We start from the raw sequence: 17,688 nt of genomic DNA, 5'->3' as shown, positions 1-17,688 counted from the left end.
GGCCGCGTCCTGGATCTCTCAAGGCCTGCGGGTCAAGTATCGATCGCCGAGTGCGGTTGGGCACCGGTGGGAACGACAGATCTCGTGCCCGCCTGGTGACGCCATCGGGTTTGGCGAGGCTGCGTCCGGCTACCCGGACAGCGTGTCAGCGACAGATCAGCAGGAACTCGTCCGTTTCCTCGAGGACCGGTTCGCCTGTGCGCAGGCGTGTACCGATTGCGCGCGAGTGTGTGCGCTGCGCGCGAGTCTGGCCGATCTCGACGGTCCGGAAGATCAGCAGCAGTTGCGGCGCAAGAGCATCCTGTGCGCGGAGGTCTGCGACGCTACCTGCCGCGTGCTGGCCGAACAGACCTGGCAGGACGAGGCCGGAACGCGCGCCCAGGTCGAGTGGTGCCGCGCCGTCTGCCTGGAGACCGCGCATGTCCTCGACCGGAACCCCGACGCCGAGGAGGGTGCGCTGGCCTGCCGGGACTGTGCGCGCGCATGCACGGACTTCCTCGCCCTGCTGAGGTGACGAGTTTGCTGGAGTGGCGGCCGGCCCGCGGTGACGGGCCGCCGCCTGCCCCTCGGCCAGTCAGTCGCCGAGCGTCCGGCCCACCCGTACGTTCCAGCGCCCGGCCCGCCCGCTGAGCTCCGTCGCGGTCAGCGGCGGCACGTCGATGCGCCAGAACGCCGGCTCAGGAGCACCGAGCGCCCGTACCACCATGGCACGTACGATCTCCGGCTCGACGACTGCGAGGGTCCAGCCCTCGAACTGCCCAGCCGCATCGAGCCACTTGGCGACCCGGTCACACAATCCGCGTACGGATTCACCGCCGTGCGGTGCGTACGACGGATCCGCCAGCCAGCGTGCGACCGCCTCCGGCTCCTCGGCGCCCACCTCGGCCAGGCTCGCGCCGCGCCAGCGACCCACGTCCAGTCCCGCCAAACCGGGCTCGTCCGCGACTTCGAGGCCGAGCCCGGCGGCCGTCTCGCGGCAGCGCACGCCGGGGGAGACCAAGGCCCGGTCCGCAGCGGGCAGCGAACCCGCGGCCGCCTGCGCGAGCCGTAGCCCGGAGGCGTCGAGGGCGCATCCGTCGTCGAAACGCGCCTCCCGCAACGCGGCACTGATCGCTGGTGAGATCAACATCACTCGGCTGGTCATCGGCCCACTCTCGTACTCAACACCCGCTCAAAGCCCTTGCTGGCACCGGGAATTGGCGCATGACCAGGACAACGGCGCATGCTCCGGCACCCCGTGCGCCCTTGGCCACCTCTCCGCTTCGCGGTACGGTCTCGTCGATATTGACGACGGTTCGACGGAAGCCGGTGAGAATCCGGCACGGTCGCGCCACTGTAAACCCGTACCGATCGCCACCCACCAGGGGCTGTTCGGGCCGGGCAAGTCAGACCCGTGGCCGTCGTCCTGTGCACCACCAAGACGGGACGCGAGTTCCCCAGGAGGTCCTGCCACATGGCGCAGTCCATCGCTCAGCCGAGCGCAACCAACCCCGCCGCACCGGCCGCCGTGCCGGCCAAGCTGCCGATCGGCGCGATCGCCCCCTGGGCGGTCTTCTTCGGCATCCTGATGCTGGTCCTGCTCTACTTCGTCGGCGCCGAACAGGGCGCCACCTCGCTCGTCTCCGGTGAAGGCGTGCACGAGTGGGTGCACGACGCCCGCCATCTGCTCGGCTTCCCCTGCCACTGACGGCGACGAGGAAGCGTACGAGCACATGGACTCAGCAACCGTCAGAAACCTCCTGGTGCGTGGCATGCTCGCGGGACTCGCCGCGGGCATGCTCGCCCTGGTCGTCGCCTACTTCCTCGGCGAACCACGCGTCGACGAGGCCATCGCATTCGAGGAGGCCCACGCCCACGAGCACGGCGGCGAGGAACTCGTCAGCCGCACCATGCAGTCCACCGCAGGCCTGAGCACCGGCGTCCTCGTCTACGGCGTCGCGTTCGGCGGCATCGCAGCCCTCGCGTACTGCTTCGCACTCGGCAGGATCGGCCGCTTCGGGCCGCGTGCGAGCGCGCTGCTGCTGTCGACCGCGGGCCTGCTCGCGGTCTACGTCGTGCCGTTCCTGAAGTACCCCGCCAACCCGCCCGCCGTCGGCAACCCCGACACCCTCAACCAGCGGACCACGCTGTACTTCCTGATGGTCGTGCTCAGCGTGCTACTGGCCGTCGGCACGGTAATCCTCGGCAAGCGCCTCGCACCACGCCTGGGCAACTGGAACGCCACCCTCTCCGCGGGAGCCTTCTTCGTCCTCGTCGTCGGCCTGGCCTACGCGCTCCTGCCGTCCTTCAACGACGTCCCGGAGGGCTTCCCGGGCACCTTGCTGTGGCAGTACCGGCTGGCTGCCCTCGCCATCCAGGTGACGCTGTGGACGGCGTACGGCCTGGTATTCGGGTACCTCGCGGAGCGCGTACTGGCTCCGCGTACGGCTGCCGCCCGGCCCAAGGGGGCCACGGCTGTGGCGCACTGAGCCGTTGCACACAGGAGGGCCCCCGGAGCGAAGCTGCCCGGGGGCCTTTCCCGTGTACGCGGCCGCTCTCGTGTGTTCCCAATTTCTGAAACAAGTTCTACGGTGTGCGCCGTCAGGACCGGGCCACCGCCACGCCTCACGGCTGGAGCGGCAGGCCAGTGGGAGCCAGGAGGCGCCGTGCATCTCGAATACACGCCGGAGCAGCAGGAGTTGCGCACAGAACTGCGCGCCTACTTCACCGAGTTGGTACCGGAGAACGTGCACGCCCGGTACGCCGACCCGGCCGCGCAGAAGCGGTTCTACCGCGAGACCATCCGCCGGCTCGGCTCCGACCGCTGGCTCGGGGTGGGCTGGCCGAAGGAGTACGGCGGGCGCGGGCTGAGCCCGATGGAGCAGTTCATCTTCTTCGACGAGGCCGCCCAGGCGGGCGTACCCCTGCCGCTGATGGCGCTGAACACGGTCGGACCGACGATCATGCAGTTCGGCACCGAGGAGCAGAAGGCGTACTTCCTGCCGAAGATCCTCTCCGGCGAGATCGACTTCGCGATCGGCTACAGCGAGCCCGACGCGGGCACGGACCTGGCCGCTCTCAAGACCAGGGCTGTTCGGGATGGCGACGAGTACATCGTCAACGGGCAGAAGATCTGGACGACGAACGGTGATACGGCGGACTGGGTGTGGCTGGCCGTCCGCACCGACCCCGATGCGCCCCCGCACAAGGGCATCACCATCCTCCTCGTGCCGACCTCCGCCCCCGGCTACTCCTGCACCCTCATCAACACCCTGGCCTCGCACGACACCACGGCCAGCTACTACGAGAACATCCGCGTCCCCGTCTCCCGCCGCGTCGGCGAGGAGAACAAGGGCTGGCGGCTGATCACCAACCAGCTCAACCATGAACGCGTCACCCTCGCCGCCCACGGCACCATGGCCATCCGCGCCCTGCACGACGTGCAGCGCTGGGCCATGGAGACCAAACTCGCCGACGGCCGCCGCGTCGTCGACCTGCCCTGGGTGCGCCGCCGCCTCGCCCAGACCCACACCAAGCTGGACGCGATGAAACTCCTCAACTGGCAGATGGTGAACGCCGTCCAAGAGGGCACCCTCACCCCGCAGGACGCCTCCGCAGTGAAGGTGTACGGCTCCGAGGCGCGCCGGGACGCGTACGCCTGGCTCATGGAGATCGTCGCCGCGGCCGGAGCCCTGAAGGAGGGCTCCGCGGGCTCGGTACTCCACGGGGAGCTGGAGCGCGGCTACCGCTCGGCCGTGATCTTCACCTTCGGCGGCGGGAACAACGAGATCCAGCGCGAAATCATCTCGTGGATCGGCCTGGGGATGCCGCGGGTACGGCGTTAGCTTGCTTGTGACGAGGATTTATAGTCACAAAAGCGGGATAGGCGCCATACCGAGGGCGCGGACCGGAGGGTAGCGGGCCTGGCTTGCAGACTGACTGAGGCAGCTGACTTGCTGCTTCCTCAGCGTTGGTGAGGTTCGGGCGTGCTGCGCTCTCGAACTTTGCCGATTCGGGCGGGCCGGTGATGGCCGGGGATGTCGCGATCGCGCTGGGCCGGGACACGACGCCGGCGATGGTGGAGCCGGTTTGCGGGCAGCTGCGCAAGCTCGCCGGCAGGGGCTGGATCTCCCGGACCGGCGCGGGCCGTTATCTTCCGCGCTGACAGGCCAGGACGGCGGCGGAGCGGCCACTTCCGGTCGTAACAGGAGGGCCCACGGCGGGAGTTGGTGCGTGTGTAAAGCCCCACTGCCTCGCCCGCGTCCGGACCGGGCACTGAAGAAGAACGCCCGCAGCGGCGGAGTCGTGTTCCTGCTGGACGGCACCCTCGTCCGTACACGCCGCCGCACCGGGGGCGGACAACCGGAAGAACTTATCCGGCAAGCACAAGGTTCATGGCCTGCTGTGTTTCGCGCTCACCGACGAGAAGGGCAACCTGATCTGGATCTCCGCGGCCAAGCCGGGCCGCTTCAGCGAGATCACCGCCGCCCGCCACAACAAGATCACCGGACCTCTGCGTGCGGCAGGACTCGGCGCCCTGGCCCCTGCTCACCGCGAACGCGCCGCCGTCGAGCACGGTTTCGCGAACCTGAAGTCCTGGCGCTTTCTCACCAACATCCGCATGAACGCCCGGCACGCGACCACCCTCTTGCGGGCCCTGCTCGTCCTCGCGAACACCGAAATCCACCAGTGACAGACGATCTCCCATGGAAGATCACGCCCCTGACCGGCGTGAATACATCACCGCAGGCACACACCAGCCCCGTGACCTGCGAAGTCAGGACGAAAACTTCTCACTGCGCCGAGGCGGCGGAAGTGGGTGGCTACCTGGTCTTGAACCGGTCCGGACGCACGAAGTCCAGGCCTTCGACGGTCTCTTTGCCGAGCGCTTCGTGTGCGGCGATGTGGCCATAGCCGGTGGCCATCTTGAAGCCCTTTCCGGAGAATCCGGTGGCGCAGTAGACCCTGCTGTTCTCATCCAGCCAGCCGAGGAGGGGATGCCTGTCCTCGGTGAAGAGGTCGGGGAAGGCGTCGGAGCGCACGATGGTGGGGGTCAGGCCGGGGAAGAATTCGGTGACGGTCTCGGTGACCTTTTCGATTTCTTCCGGGGTGAGTTCTCTGGGCACGGAATCCGGGTCGGGGGTTGTCCTTCCGCGCCCGTCCAGCGTTCCGTCCACCGAAGCCTTGACCGTCACACCGTCGACGGCGGGTGCGCCGTACAGGGAGCGGTCGTCGTACTGCCGGCTGAAGACGGGGAATTTCTCTGGCGAGAACTGCGTGCCGTCCTGGGCGATGAACCATGTCAGGACGATCCGATGGGTTTCCGTGACGGCCTTGAGATGGTCGGGCATGAGCCTTCGGGACCAGCCGCCCGAGGTGACGATGACCTTCTCGAACGTCCAGGTTCTGTCGCCCGAGGTGACGACCACGCCGTGTTCGGTTTCGGTGATGCTGTCCACGGGGGTGTTCTGAAGGACGGTGGCGCCGCCTGCCTGGGCTGCCGCGACGGCGGCGCTGACGGCGCGGTCGGTGCGCAGAACGCCGGCGCGGGGGTCATAGATGGCGCAGTCGTCGGGGCGGAGGTTGTGCTGGGGGTAGCGTTCCGCTATCTCCTCCTGGTTGAGGACGTAGTGCTCGGCTCCGGTGATGCGCGCTGTCTCGAGGATGCTGTTGATGAAACTGCTGTTCGCCGTCCCAATGGTCAGGCCCCCGGTAGGTGTGAAAATCTCCTGCCCGGTTTCCGCTTCGAGCTCGGCCCAGAGGCTGCGGGAGCGTTCCATGATGGGGTAGTAGTCGGGCTTCCCGAGGTAGATCATGCGGAGCAGGCGCGTGTCGCCGCCCACGGCACTGCGGCCGTGGGCCGGGGTGGCGGCCTCGAAGCCCACGACCGAGTCGGACAGCCGGGAGGCCTGCCACAGGGCCATGCTTCCGATACTGCCCAGGCCGATGACTGCGAGTCGTGCGTCCATGAGAGCAGTTCCTTTTCGTTTACTCGTGAAGTCCGGCGAGTCTGCTGCCGAATCTCGCCAGGAGTGAGGTCCTGCTGGAATCCCTGCGTTCTTCCCAGTGGTCGGCGATACCGAAGAGCCGGTACATGGCGTGAACGCCCAGCCAGCGGATGGGTTCCGGTTCCCACTTCCGTGCCCGGTAGCCCACCCAGGGAAGGGTGGTCCGCTCGGTTTCCTTCTCGAAGGCGAGCTCCACGAGAGTCCTGCCGCCGACGTAGGCCGACGTGACGCCGTGTCCGGCGTAGCCGGTGGACGATCCGATCCCCGATGCCGGGCCCCAGCGCACGCCGCCGTTCCAGTCACGCGTGACGCCCAGGACTCCCGACCAGGCGTGGTCCACCTCGAAGGGAATGCCCGGGAAGAAGGTACTGAGCTTCTGCGAGATCAGGTCGATGGTGGACTGGGCGGTCGCACCGGCCCCCCCTGTGCCGGACCCGAAGCGGTAGGGGACACCGCGGCCCCCCATGGCGATACGGCCGTCCGATGTCCGTTGGGCGTAGATGAAGGTGTGCGCGGAGTCGCTGAGGCACTGGAGTCCGTCCCAGCCGATCTCCTGCCATGCCTCCTCCGGCAGGGGCTTGGTCACGATCAACGAGGAGTTGACAGGGATAAGGGTCCGGCGGCCGAGCAACCGTCCCGAATAGCCCTCGGTGCAGATGAACGTCCTGGCCGCGGTGACGCGTCCGTCGGCCAGGGTGAGGGTCCTGTCCGCGACACTGTCCACTTGGCTGCCCTCGTAGATCCTGACCCCCATGGAGGTCAGGGTGTCGGCGAGGCCGTAGACGAGTTTCGCGGGGTGGAATCGCGCGCAGTGCTTGTAGAAGAGCCCGCCGTGGACGGTGGAGATGTCGATCCGGCTCCGGAACTCGTCCCGGTCGAGCAGGTGGACTTCGTCGTCGGTCAGCCCGTACTTCAGGTCGGCATCACGCCTGGTGACAAGCCGGCCCAGCCCTGCCCGAGTGTGGGCGGCGACGAGCGCGCCGCCCTTGTGCTGATCGGCATCGATGCCTTCGGCCTGGAGGATGTCCAGGACCGCGTCGACGCCGGCGACGAATTCCTGCTGCAGTGCCCGGCTCGCTTCCAGCCCGCCCCCGGCGCGGGCGAAGGTGGCACGGTTCCCTGGGGGCATCGCCGAGAGCCAGCCACCGTTGCGTCCTGACGCGCCGTAGCCCACCTGTTCGGCCTCGAAGACGGCGACCGAGAGCGACGGTTCGAGCTTCTTGGCGAAGTACGCCGCCCAGAGGCCGGTGTAGCCGCCGCCGACAATGGCCACGTCCACGGAGCCCTGGCCGGTGAAGCGGGGGAACGACGGCCTCTTGTCGGCCAGCCCGGCCACCCAGAAGCCGAGCTCTCCGTTTCGCGGTGGTGCCGCATGGGCGTTCATGGTGCGTCCTTCTTCTGTGTCTGGGACCGGGGGGCGGGGCTGGAAGGCGGTGCAGCTTCCGTCGACGGGGAGGGTTGCCCCGTTGAGGTAGGAGGACTCCGACGACGCGATGCGGAGGACGGCGTCGGCGATCTCCTCGGCGGTGGCGGCGCGTCGGACCGGAATCCGCCCCTCACGCCGTGCCTGTGGAAGCCGGTTCACCGCCGCCGCTCACGATCGGCTCGTCGCTAGACCGCGGTGCAGATCATCTGGATCTCGACCGGACTGTTGAGCGGCAGCCCGGCGACACCGATCGCGGTGCGGGCGTGCCGGCCGTTCTCGCCCAGTACCTCGATGAGCAGTTCACTGGCCGCGTTGGCGACCTGTGACTGCAGACCGAAGTCCGGCGTGCTGGCCACGAAGACCAGCATCTGCACGATCCGGACCCGGTCCAGACCCCCACCGCCTGCACAGCGGCGGCGAGCGCGTTGAGCGCGGCATGGCGCGCGAGCTCCTGCACGGTCTCCAGCTCCACGTCCCGGCCGACGACGCCCTGGCCCAGCAGCTCGCCGTCCTTGAAAGGAAGTTGGCCGGAGAGGTGGATGCTGGACCCCACCGTCCGGTGGGGTACGAGGTACGTGCTGTCGGCGAGGACGGGGAGCCTCAGCCCCAGGGCTCGGAGCCTTTCCGCAGCCGAGTCGCCCTTGACGGTTTGTCGGCAGGGGCAGACTCATACCGCCACCGCCTTGCTGCGGATCATTCTTCGGTTCTCCACTCGGGTGTCAGGGGCGCGGCAGGCCGAAGAGGACGGGGAGGTCGGCGATGTCGGTGATCCGCTCGTAGCCGAGCCAGTGCTCGTCGTGCTCCCAGCCGCGGTCGACGTACACCTTGTTCTTGATGCCCATGATCGCCGCGGAGCGATGGTCGTACATCGGGCTGGCGGAGACGTGCACGAGTTCGTCGGGTGTGACGCCGAGCTTGTCGAACATGTAGTCGAAGGCGCCGAGTCGCGGCTTGTAGACGCCCATCTCCTCGGCGCTGATGACGACCTCGAACGGGGCCTTGAGGTTCTCCGCGAGGCGCACGGCATGCGCGGTGTCGCTGTTCGTGATGATGACCAGCGGGACCGCCTCGGCCAGGCGGTTCAGTGCCTCGGTGACGCCCGGGTACGGGCCCCAGGTGGGGATGGTCTCGTACACCGCCCGCGCGTCTTCCTCGCGGTACTCGAGACCGACCTTGCGCGAGGCGCGTTCCATGGAGCGGGCGACGACCTGGTGGAACGGCTGGTACGCGCCCGTGCACTCGTCGATCCGGTACGCCTTGCAGATCCGCAGGAACTCATCGGCGACCTCGGGCGGCAGCCGGTCGCCCAGAACCTCACGCATCGTGTCGTTGATGCTGAACTTGATCAGCGTTCCGTTCATGTCGAACGTCACGAACTTGGGCTTGACGTCGAATCCCACTGGTCCTCCTAGTGTTTCGGTGGGGCAGTCCGAATACATCTGGTCGATTGTCGACCATCGGGTCGGTCGATTGTCGACCAAGTACCTCTCGACTGTCAACAGCGTCTGAGGAGTGCCTTGGTGGACCCGGCGTCGGCCGTCTGACGGCCCAGGGAGTTTCCGCGCCGGGGAAGCGACTTGAGGTGTGGGCGCAAAACCCCACAGAGGTATAGTCGACAAACGACCAAGTGGTCGACAAGCACCGAGGGAAGGTGACGGGGTGGACCACAAGTTCGAGTGGCAGGAGCAGCGGACGACGACGCCGGACGGCGTCTACCGCACACTGCGGGCGGCCATCCTCGACGGGACCGTACCTCCTGGTGGCCAGCTACGAGAGGCGCACATCGCCTCGGACCTCGGGATCAGCCGGTCCCCGCTGCGCGAGGCGCTGACCAAGCTGGAGGAGGAAGGGCTTGTCGTAAAGATCCCCTACCGTGGGGCGTTCGTCGTAGAGGTGAGCCCTCGTGAGGTCGCCGAGATCGACTCGGTCCGGCTGCATATCGAACCCTACGCCGCCGAGCTCTCGGCCGAAGTGCTGCGTGGTCCTGAGCGGCCGCAGTTGCTGCAGACTGTCGAGGATCTCCGTCGGGCGATGGAGAAGGACGACATCCCGGCCAGCATCGACGCCCACCTTCGTTTCCACAGGCTCTTCTACGATTTCTCGGGGCACGGCATCCTGCAGGGCCTTTGGAACGGCTGGGAGACCAAGCTGCGCCTCTACCTCAGCGTCGACCACCGCACGTACAGCGACGATCCGCATCAACTGGTCGTCGAGCACGAGAGGTTGGCCGCGGTTGCCCTGGAAGGCGACAACGACGCATTCCGCCAGGAACTGGCTGCCCATTTCCCCATGGGGCTGCGAGCCCAGACGGGAGATGCGGGAGCACCGACGCACCGGCACGTATGAGGCCATGCCGCGTGTGTGCAGTGTCCGGGCCAGCTCCTCACCGTGACGTTGCAGACGCATGTCGAAAGGTCAGGATCAAGCTCGCACCGTCGGCGCGATCTTGTAGCGGATCTTGTATCAAGGGTGCCGGCCGCCGGTGTGGTGGGACGGGTCGGGGCAACGGGGCGTTCACGGCTGCGGGGTAGTTGCGCGGAGTCCTGGGTGCCTCCCGTGTTTGTCAGGTTCGGTCGGACTCCGTCCGGGTCGGTGCCCCCGCGCGCTCTGACGGACTCGATCGCGGCATCGTGACCCGGCCGGTGCGCCGATGCCGCCGAGTTCGTCGAAGATGCCCCAGTGCGGCCGGGCCGGGCCCTGGCTTCGGTCCCCTGGACGAAAGCGCGGATATGCGGTCGGCGGGGCCGGCCCGAGCCCGGAGGCAACTGACCGCCCTGTACGGCGGGGCGAGTCGTGGCATGAGGATCTCGTGGGGCGTGAGGTCGACCGTCGGCGCGTTGTTCGGTGATCCGGTCGGCGCTCCGTGTCAATCGCCCTGGGATCCGCCGCCGTCGGCGACCGTCATGTGGACAGGTGCGCTGCACACTCTCGCCCACGCCGAACCGGACGGACCGGCGAGCGCGGTCGCGGTGTCGGCCGTCGTTTCCGCACCAGCGGATGGGTCCGCACGCGGCGCTCCCAGCTTGTGCTCGGCGCCGAAGTTTGTGTTGACAGTGCTCAACAGGCAGCCATATGGTCGACAAACGACAATGAGGGTGGCGGATTTAAGCCATCATGCAGCGCTTTGTCGCCACAGGTGCTCAAGAGAAGGACCGAGTGCAGATGGTCAAAATTCACAACATGCGGGTTCTCGCGGCGAACTGCGAGGGTCTGTGCCCTACGCCGTCCAAGGCGGTGGCACGGTGAGCGGGCGCGTGGCTTCGGTAGCGCACACCGGCTCGGCTTCCGATCGGCTCCAGGCCTTGGGGCTGGCCCTTCCCGAGCTCCGTGAGAACCCGTACTACGTGCACCACCGGAGTGTGGATTCGAGCATCTGCATTTCGGGCCAACTTCCTTACAAGGACGGCGAACTGCTGGGCCAGGGCGTCGTCGGCCGGGACGTGGAGCTGGAGACCGCGCAGGAGCTCGCGCGCCATGCCGCGCTCAACTGCCTTGCCGCCGCTGTGCAGGCGGTCGGCGACCTGGACCGGGTCCGGATCGTGCAGATGCTGGTCTTCGTGGCCAGCACGCCGGACTTCGGTGAGCAGTCGCGCGTCGCCAACGCGGCCAGTGAACTGCTCATCGAGGTACTGGGCGAGAACGGACGGCACGCCCGCACCGCGATCGGTGTCGCCGGGCTGCCGCTCAACAGTCCGGTCGAGATCCAGATGGTCTGCACCGCGGTGTAGAGCAGGCGCAACGGTGGTGTGGCGCGAGCGCTCGCGATGTCGCGAACCGCGCGCTCGGCATCCGCGGCCCCGATCATTCCCCGTCAGAACCACAAGGAGGGCAGCGTGAACCGACTGCAACAAGCACTCGACGCTCTGGTCGAGCGGATCGACACCCCCGCGCCGATCGTGCTGGTCGACGTCATGCAGGGCAACATCGACCGCATCCAGGGCTTCGCCGACCAGCGCAACCTCAAGGTCAGGCCGCACGTCAAGACACACAAGTGCGTGGAGATCGGGCGACGCCAGATCCAGGCCGGCGCGGTCGGGATCACCGCGGGAAACGTCGGCGAGGCCGAGGTCTTCGCCGCGGCCGGCTTCGACGACATCTTTCTCGCCTACCCGGTCTGGGCCGCTGGAACGAAACGAGCCCGGATCCGTCGGCTCGCCGAGTCCGCCCGGCTGCGGGTCGGCGTCGACAACGTCGCGGCGGTCGAGGCCCTCGCCGATGCGATGGGAGACGAACCGGACCGGCTGCAGGTCGTGGTCGAGGTCGACTGCGGCGCGCGTCGTTCCGGGGCGCCGCCCGAGGCTGCGGGCGATCTCGCGCTCGCCGCCCGCAAGCGCGGTCTGGTGCCGGTGGGCGTCTTCACCTATCCCGGTCACGGTGGCGCAGGTCGGGACGCTCGCCAGCGCGCCGCGCAGGATCAGGAAGCCGCGCTCATCACCGCCGTACGCAGCCTTACCGGTGTCGGGGTCACCCCTGAGGTGGTCAGCGCCGGCTCCACCCCCACCCTCGAGTTCTCCACCAGCAGCGTGATCACCGAAATCCGTCCCGGCGAGTACGTCTTCGGTGATCTGAACAACGCCCGGCTGGGCGCCTGCGCGGACGACCAGATCGCGCTGTTCGTCGCGGGCACCGTGGTCAGCGACTGGGTCCCCGGCCAGGTCATCCTCGATGTGGGCACCAAAGCACTCAGTCGCGAAGGCAGCCCCGAGATCGGCTACGGCGGCATCGCCGGCACGAAAGCGGTCCTGGGCAAGCTCAACGAGTACCACGGATTCCTCCCGCTGCCGGAAGGGGAGTTCCGCCCCAGCGTCGGCACCGTCGTACCGGTCGTGCCGAACCACGTCTGTCCGGTTGTCCTCGGCTTCGAGGAACTGATCGTCACCGACAGCACGGGCACGTCGCTGCAGCGCTGGCCGGTCGACGCCCGCGGATTCCTCAACTGACCGGCACGGGACGAGACCCTCGCCCTGCCCAAGCTCGCAACCCGACGACCGACCTCCCCCGCAATAGGAGTGCCTGACATGAGACTCAACAACGTCACGGCCCTGGTGACAGGCGCCAGCAGTGGCATCGGGCAGGCGGTGAGTTCCCACTTCCGCCGTGAGGGCGGGCGGCTGCTGCTCACCGGCCGCAAGGAGCGGCTCGACAGCGCTCAGCCCGACGACCTGTACGTTCCCGGAGACCTCAACGACGAGGCGTTCGTCGAGCACCTGGCCAAGCAGGCAGCGGAGTCCTTCGGCACCGTCGACGTCGTCGTCCTCAACCACGGCCTGCAGGCCGCCAGTCCGCTCACCGAGATGGCCTGCGACGACGCGAGGAACGTGCTGGAGAGCAACTTGCTCAGCGCGTTCGTGGTGATGAAGCACTTCGCGCCGCTGATGCCCCAGGCAGGAGGCTCCTTCGTCTGCGTCAGTTCACGGCTGGGCATGGTTGGCATGTCCGGGCAGGTCCTGTATTCCGCCGCAAAGGGGGGCCTCATCATGCTCGCCAAGGGTGCGGCGATCGAGTGGGCCCCGCGCAACATCCGTGTCAACGTCGTCGCTCCTGGCCTGACCGCCACCCCGATCATCGAAGCGGCGTTCCAGCGCAGGCCCGACCCCGAGGCCTACCGCCGCGAGCGCGAGAGCACGATCCCGCTCCAGCGCCTCGCCACCCCCGAAGAGGTCGCCGACGCGGTGCTCTTCTTCGCATCGTCGGAGTCGTCGTACGTGACCGGGTCCGTCCTGACCGTCGACGGCGGGTACACCGCCTTCTGAGCCGTGCCGGGTATCTGCACCGGCATGGGACTGAACCACCAGTTCTCCGTCTCGCCTTCTGCCTCCGGCAACCACCGATCGCGGCCTGACCGCACGACCACGAGTCTCGCGCGTGGCCCCGATCCCGCGCTCGGATCGCGCACCAGTCCTGTGACCCACCGGGCGCCCGTGCCGAGGAACGCACCGTAGGCGTAATCCACGTAACCGTGCTGTGTCTGCGGCTTTGGTGATGACCGCTGTCGCCCCGCTGGTCACCGCCTGCCACCGCCTGCCACGGCTCCAGCCTCCCCACCCCGTTCACCTGGCCTTCTGGCCGGCGTCGCCCCGACGACAAGGCTGTCGGGGACTTCGATCCACGGCGACGACGCGCACACAGAAGCGCCGACCGGCGACGCATGCGGGCGATGCACTCCGTCCGCTCTCCGCCGCCCCCGCACCCCCCCCCGCACCCGCGAGGTAAAGCCCCGCATAGCTGGTCCCACCGCGTCCCCAGATGAGGAGTATTGCCATGAGTGATGCCCAGATCGGTCGTAGAGCGCTCCTGCGCGGAGCAGGCGGCCTCGCCGCGCTCGCTGCACTTCCTTCCCTCGCCGCCTGCGGCACCGGCTCCAGCCGGACGGCCGACGGCGGCGGTGGGAAGGGCGGCAAGACGGTCGTCGTCCGTGACAGTGGCGGTTCCTACGGCGCGGCCCTGCAGAAGGCGATCTACACGCCGTTCACCCAGGAGACCGGCATCCAGGTGAAGGTGCTGAACCTGGACGACGCTCCGCTGCTGGCGCAGATCAAGCAGGGCCGGCCGCAGTGCGACCTCATCAACAACTCGATGATGTCTCACCACAAGTACGTGGCGCAGGATGCTCTGGAGACGCTGGACCTGGACCGGGTCAAGAGCGCGAAGAGCGCGAAGATCCCCGAGAACCAGATCACCGAACACGCAGTCGGCTTCAGTTTCTACGGTCAGTGCATGGCGTACCGCACGGATGCCTTCGGGGGTAAGAAGCCGGAGTCATGGGCGGACTTCTGGGACACCAAGGCGTTCAAGGGCTCCCGTGCGATGGTCCATCCGGACGGTGACCTGCCGGAGCTGGAGTTCGCGCTGCTGGCCGACGGTGTGCCGATGGACAAGCTGTATCCGCTGGATGTGGACCGCGCTTTCAAGGTGTTGACCCGGCTGCAGGGCGACATCAAGAAGTTCTGGGACAGCGGCCCGCTGCCCGGTGTGCTGCTGAGCCGCGAGGAAGTGACGCTGACCACCGTCTGGGACGGGCGGATCGCCGATCTGGAGAAGCAGGGCGTGCCGGTCACCCGGCAGCTCAACGGTATGCGCCGCCAGTTCCAGGGCTATGCCATCGCCAAGGGCGCGGCCAACGCGGACAACGCCTACAAGCTCATGGACTTCTCGCTGCGGGCCGAGATCCAGGCCGCTCTGGCCAAGGCCTTCCCCTCGAACCCGACTTCTCCGCTGGCCTACGAAAAGCTCACCGAGGACGAGCGCAACGCGCTCTCCGGTGCGCCGAAGTACTACGACAAGGGTTTCGATGCCGACATCGACTGGTGGCTGAAGAACGAAGCGGCCGTCACCGAGCGCTGGCTGGAGTGGGCTCGTGGCTGAATTCGGTGTCGCCACACCGTCCGTCAAGGTGGCCGGCGTCACGCCGGCCGCCGCGACCGGCAAAGCGCTGTCGGTGGTGGGCCTGCGCAAGACATACGGGGATGTCGTCGCGGTCGACGAGGCGTCCATGGAGATCGCGGCGGGGGAGTTCGTCACCTTCCTCGGCGCCTCGGGGTCGGGCAAGACCACGACCCTGATGATGATCGCCGGGTTCTGCGAACCCGACTCCGGCACCATCACCGTCGGCGGGCGTGATGTCACGCGGCTCGCCCCGCAGAAGCGAAACCTCGGCTTCGTCTTCCAGCAGTACCTGCTCTTCCCGCACATGACCGTCAGTGAGAACGTCGCGTTCCCGCTCACCCTGCGCGGAGTGCCGAAGGACGAGATCCGCCGACGGGTCGGGGAAACCCTGGAGATCGCCGGTCTGTCGGGGTTCGGCGGCCGCAAGCCGCGCGAGCTGTCCGGTGGTCAGCAGCAGCGTGTGGCCCTGTGCCGGGCGCTGGTCTACCGCCCGCCGGTGATCCTCATGGACGAGCCGCTGGGCGCGCTGGACAAGAAGCTGCGTGACCAGCTGCAGGTCGAGATCAAGTCCATCCAGCAGGAACTGGGCCTGACGGTCATCTATGTGACGCACGATCAGGAAGAAGCGCTGGTGATGTCCGATCGCATCGCGGTGATGCGCAACGGCCTGATCGAGCAGTTCGACAGTCCCCGTGAGCTGTTCGAGCGGCCGAAGACGCCCTTCGTCGCGGACTTCCTCGGCGCGGCCAACTTCCTGCCCGGCCGGGTGGAGAAGCACGACGGCGAGCACACCCTGGTCCGTCTGGAGCACAGTGGCGGTCTGATCAAGGCGCGCCGCCACGAGCTGGCCTCCGGTACCCAAGTCAATGTCGCCGTGCAGCCGGGCCGGCTGCGGGCCTGCGCCGCCGACGACGGCTTCTGTTCCGGCACGGTGGAGAGCGCCACCTACGTGGGCACCCTGGTCCGCGCGGGCGTACGCATCGACGGCGCTGACGCGCCGCCGCTGCGCCTGGAAGTACCGGCCGGCCGCGGCCCGGTCGGCGGCGAGCGGGTCGGCATCAGCGCCGACCCCGAGGACGTCAACCTCTTCGTCACCGAACAGGGCGGGTGAGCCATGGTCGCCACCCTCACCGCGGGGGCTCCCGCCCGCCCGCGCAAGCTCCTGGCCTCGCGCAAGACACGAGTCGGGATTCTCTACGCGCTCCCGGTCGTCGTGTATCTGCTGGTGCTGTTCGTCTACCCGATCTTCAGCACGCTGCTGCTCAGCCTGCAGAATCCCGACGGATCGCTGACGCTGCACTGGTATGCCGACGCGCTGACCGGGGTCAATCTCTCCGTCCTGATCACCACGCTGCGGATCTCCGCGGAGACGGCGGTCCTCAGCCTGGTCTTCGGATTTGTCCTGGCCCAGGCGATTTCCCGGCTCAAGCCCCTGTGGGCGGGCCTGGCGATGCTGGTCGTCGTCGTCCCGCACTTCGTCAGCGCCCTGGTGCGCACCTACGGCTGGATCATCATGCTCGGCGACAAGGGCCTGGTGAACGAGTCGATACCGGGCGGGCCGTTCAAGCTGCTCTACAACGAGCTCGGTGTGGTCATCGGCACCACCTCGATGATGCTGCCCTACACCGTGCTGCTGCTGTACGGCGTGATGCGCGGCGTGGACCGCCGCCTGCTGGCGGCCGCGGCCAGCATGGGCGCCGGACGCGTGACGATCTTCAGCCGCATCTACCTGCCGCTGGTCGCCCCCGGCCTGGCCAGCGCCGGACTGCTCAGCTTCATCCTCTCGCTGGGCTACTACATCACCCCGGCCCTGATGGGCGGACCCAACCAGACGATGATCGCCACCCTGATCAACCAGCAGGTGACCAAGGAAAACCAGTGGAACGGGGCCGCCGCACAGGGCGTCATCCTGCTGGTCCTCACCCTGGCCGGACTGCTGCTGGTCAAGCTCGTCAGCTCCCTCGGCGCCAGCCGTAAGAAGAGGAGCGGATCATGATGGAGCTGCGCAAGACCATCGCCGGGCGGATCGCCCTGACCGCCATCGCCACCGTGATCCTGCTGTTCCTGGCGCTGCCGATCGTCGTCATCCTCGTCACCTCCTTCAGCAACAACGCCTTCGCGGCGTTCCCGCCGGAGGCGTGGACGCTGAACTGGTACAAGGCACTGTTCGCCGACGGCAGCAAATGGCCCGCCGCACTGTCCCTGAGCGCCCTGGTCGCCGCCCTGAGCACCGTGTTCTCCCTCATCATCGGGGTGACCGCGGCCACCGCCCTGACCCGCAGCGAACTCCCGCTGCGCTCAGCGGTCTACGCCCTGGTCCTGGGACCGCTGGTCATCCCGCAGATCGTCACCGCACTCGGGCTGTTCCTGCTCTTCGAGCCCGCCGCGATGCTCGGCAGCCCCATCGCCATCGCCCTCGGGCACACCGTGCTCGCCTCGCCGATCGCGGTACTGATCCTGATCGCGACCCTGCGCGGGATCGACGAACGCCTCGAGGACGCCGCGGCCAGCATGGGCGCCGGCCGCCTCACCATCGCCCGGCGGATCACCTTCCCCCTCGCCGCACCGGGGATGATCGCGGCAGCGATCTTCTCCTTCATCACCAGCTTCGACGAGTTCTACATCTCCCAGTTCCTGTCCTCCGTCGACACCGTCACCCTGCCGGTGCGGGTCTACAACTCCCTCACCTTCGAGATCGACCCCAGCGTGACCGCGGTCAGCGCGCTCCTGACCGCCTTCGCCATCCTCGCCCTCGGCCTGGTGGCCCTGGTGCGCTGGCTCGGCACCGGACGCCAGAACTCCCTCCTCTCGGTCGAGAACACCGTCGGGGTCGCCAACCCCGGAGGCGAGACCGTATGACCACCCAGCGCTCCTGCTCCCGTAACACAC

General features: G+C 67.9%; 17 protein-coding genes, 1 pseudogene and 1 riboswitch. Of the genes and pseudogenes, 12 read left to right on the top strand and 6 right to left on the bottom strand.

Annotation, left to right across the window (positions count from 1 at the left end):
• Positions 1-142 precede the first annotated feature (142 nt).
• On the top strand, positions 143-514 hold the full coding sequence (locus ACFYO0_RS10460; protein WP_388673282.1) for a ferredoxin: 372 nt from the start codon (positions 143-145) through the stop codon (positions 512-514).
• Between the two features lie 60 nt (positions 515-574).
• Here ACFYO0_RS10460 and ACFYO0_RS10455 read toward each other — a convergent pair whose 3' ends face one another.
• Complete coding sequence (locus ACFYO0_RS10455) at positions 575-1,144, bottom strand: histidine phosphatase family protein (protein ID WP_388673280.1); 570 nt, start codon at positions 1,142-1,144, stop codon at positions 575-577.
• Between the two features lie 110 nt (positions 1,145-1,254).
• Positions 1,255-1,416, top strand: a riboswitch (cobalamin riboswitch).
• Between the two features lie 37 nt (positions 1,417-1,453).
• Between ACFYO0_RS10455 and ACFYO0_RS10450 the strand changes: the two genes are divergently transcribed.
• The 3 genes from ACFYO0_RS10450 to ACFYO0_RS10440 all read left to right on the top strand — a co-directional run bounded on the left by ACFYO0_RS10450 (position 1,454) and on the right by ACFYO0_RS10440 (position 3,824).
• Positions 1,454-1,687, top strand: a complete 234-nt coding sequence (locus tag ACFYO0_RS10450) for a CbtB-domain containing protein (RefSeq protein ID WP_386348783.1) — start codon at positions 1,454-1,456, stop codon at positions 1,685-1,687.
• 25 nt (positions 1,688-1,712) lie between these two features.
• Entirely contained in the window at positions 1,713-2,468 is a 756-nt protein-coding gene (locus tag ACFYO0_RS10445) for a CbtA family protein (RefSeq protein ID WP_388673277.1), read from the top strand.
• A gap of 177 nt (positions 2,469-2,645) precedes the next feature.
• On the top strand, positions 2,646-3,824 hold the full coding sequence (locus tag ACFYO0_RS10440) for an acyl-CoA dehydrogenase family protein (RefSeq protein ID WP_388673275.1): 1,179 nt from the start codon (positions 2,646-2,648) through the stop codon (positions 3,822-3,824).
• Positions 3,825-4,351: 527 nt separating this feature from the next.
• Here ACFYO0_RS10440 and ACFYO0_RS10435 read toward each other — a convergent pair.
• The 5 genes and pseudogenes from ACFYO0_RS10435 to ACFYO0_RS10415 all read right to left on the bottom strand — a co-directional run bounded on the left by ACFYO0_RS10435 (position 4,352) and on the right by ACFYO0_RS10415 (position 8,813).
• Complete coding sequence (locus tag ACFYO0_RS10435; RefSeq protein WP_388673274.1) at positions 4,352-4,687, bottom strand: hypothetical protein; 336 nt, start codon at positions 4,685-4,687, stop codon at positions 4,352-4,354.
• Positions 4,688-4,802: 115 nt separating this feature from the next.
• On the bottom strand, positions 4,803-5,948 hold the full coding sequence (gene solA, locus ACFYO0_RS10430; protein ID WP_388673272.1) for an N-methyl-L-tryptophan oxidase: 1,146 nt from the start codon (positions 5,946-5,948) through the stop codon (positions 4,803-4,805).
• Between the two features lie 19 nt (positions 5,949-5,967).
• A complete protein-coding gene (locus tag ACFYO0_RS10425) occupies positions 5,968-7,572 on the bottom strand; it encodes an FAD-dependent oxidoreductase (RefSeq protein WP_388673270.1) in 1,605 nt (534 codons plus the stop codon).
• A 26-nt stretch (positions 7,573-7,598) separates the two neighbouring features.
• A pseudogene (locus tag ACFYO0_RS10420) lies at positions 7,599-8,023 on the bottom strand (RidA family protein).
• Positions 8,024-8,132: 109 nt separating this feature from the next.
• The gene (locus ACFYO0_RS10415; protein WP_388673268.1) at positions 8,133-8,813 is read right to left on the bottom strand and encodes a haloacid dehalogenase type II; all 681 of its coding nucleotides are present in this window, start codon (positions 8,811-8,813) and stop codon (positions 8,133-8,135) included.
• A 259-nt stretch (positions 8,814-9,072) separates the two neighbouring features.
• On the opposite strand from ACFYO0_RS10415, the gene ACFYO0_RS10410 reads away from it, so the two are divergent.
• From ACFYO0_RS10410 to ACFYO0_RS10375, 8 genes are all read left to right on the top strand, one after another.
• Positions 9,073-9,759, top strand: coding sequence for a GntR family transcriptional regulator (locus ACFYO0_RS10410; RefSeq protein WP_388673266.1), 687 nt, complete (start codon positions 9,073-9,075; stop codon positions 9,757-9,759).
• A gap of 908 nt (positions 9,760-10,667) precedes the next feature.
• The gene (locus ACFYO0_RS10405; protein WP_388673264.1) at positions 10,668-11,141 is read left to right on the top strand and encodes a RidA family protein; all 474 of its coding nucleotides are present in this window, start codon (positions 10,668-10,670) and stop codon (positions 11,139-11,141) included.
• Positions 11,142-11,246: 105 nt separating this feature from the next.
• Positions 11,247-12,353, top strand: a complete 1,107-nt coding sequence (locus ACFYO0_RS10400) for an alanine racemase (RefSeq protein WP_388673262.1) — start codon at positions 11,247-11,249, stop codon at positions 12,351-12,353.
• Positions 12,354-12,431: 78 nt separating this feature from the next.
• The gene (locus ACFYO0_RS10395; protein ID WP_388673260.1) at positions 12,432-13,166 is read left to right on the top strand and encodes an SDR family NAD(P)-dependent oxidoreductase; all 735 of its coding nucleotides are present in this window, start codon (positions 12,432-12,434) and stop codon (positions 13,164-13,166) included.
• Between the two features lie 508 nt (positions 13,167-13,674).
• Entirely contained in the window at positions 13,675-14,778 is a 1,104-nt protein-coding gene (locus ACFYO0_RS10390) for an ABC transporter substrate-binding protein (RefSeq protein ID WP_388673258.1), read from the top strand.
• Positions 14,771-15,910, top strand: a complete 1,140-nt coding sequence (locus tag ACFYO0_RS10385) for an ABC transporter ATP-binding protein (RefSeq protein WP_388673256.1) — start codon at positions 14,771-14,773, stop codon at positions 15,908-15,910. The genes ACFYO0_RS10390 and ACFYO0_RS10385 overlap by 8 nt, the downstream gene beginning before the upstream one ends.
• 3 nt (positions 15,911-15,913) lie before the next feature.
• Positions 15,914-16,795, top strand: a complete 882-nt coding sequence (locus ACFYO0_RS10380) for an ABC transporter permease (RefSeq protein ID WP_388673254.1) — start codon at positions 15,914-15,916, stop codon at positions 16,793-16,795.
• Positions 16,792-17,658 (top strand): ABC transporter permease, encoded by an 867-nt coding sequence (locus ACFYO0_RS10375; RefSeq protein WP_388673252.1) that lies wholly within the window; start codon positions 16,792-16,794, stop codon positions 17,656-17,658. Before ACFYO0_RS10380 ends, ACFYO0_RS10375 begins: the two co-directional genes overlap by 4 nt.
• The last annotated feature ends 30 nt before the right edge of the window (positions 17,659-17,688 follow it).

Source organism: Streptomyces sp. NPDC006365 (assembly GCF_042870755.1).
Classification (GTDB): domain Bacteria; phylum Actinomycetota; class Actinomycetes; order Streptomycetales; family Streptomycetaceae; genus Streptomyces; species Streptomyces xiangluensis.
Note: the sequence above shows the minus strand (reverse complement) of the source record. Positions and strands in the feature narration are given on the sequence as shown.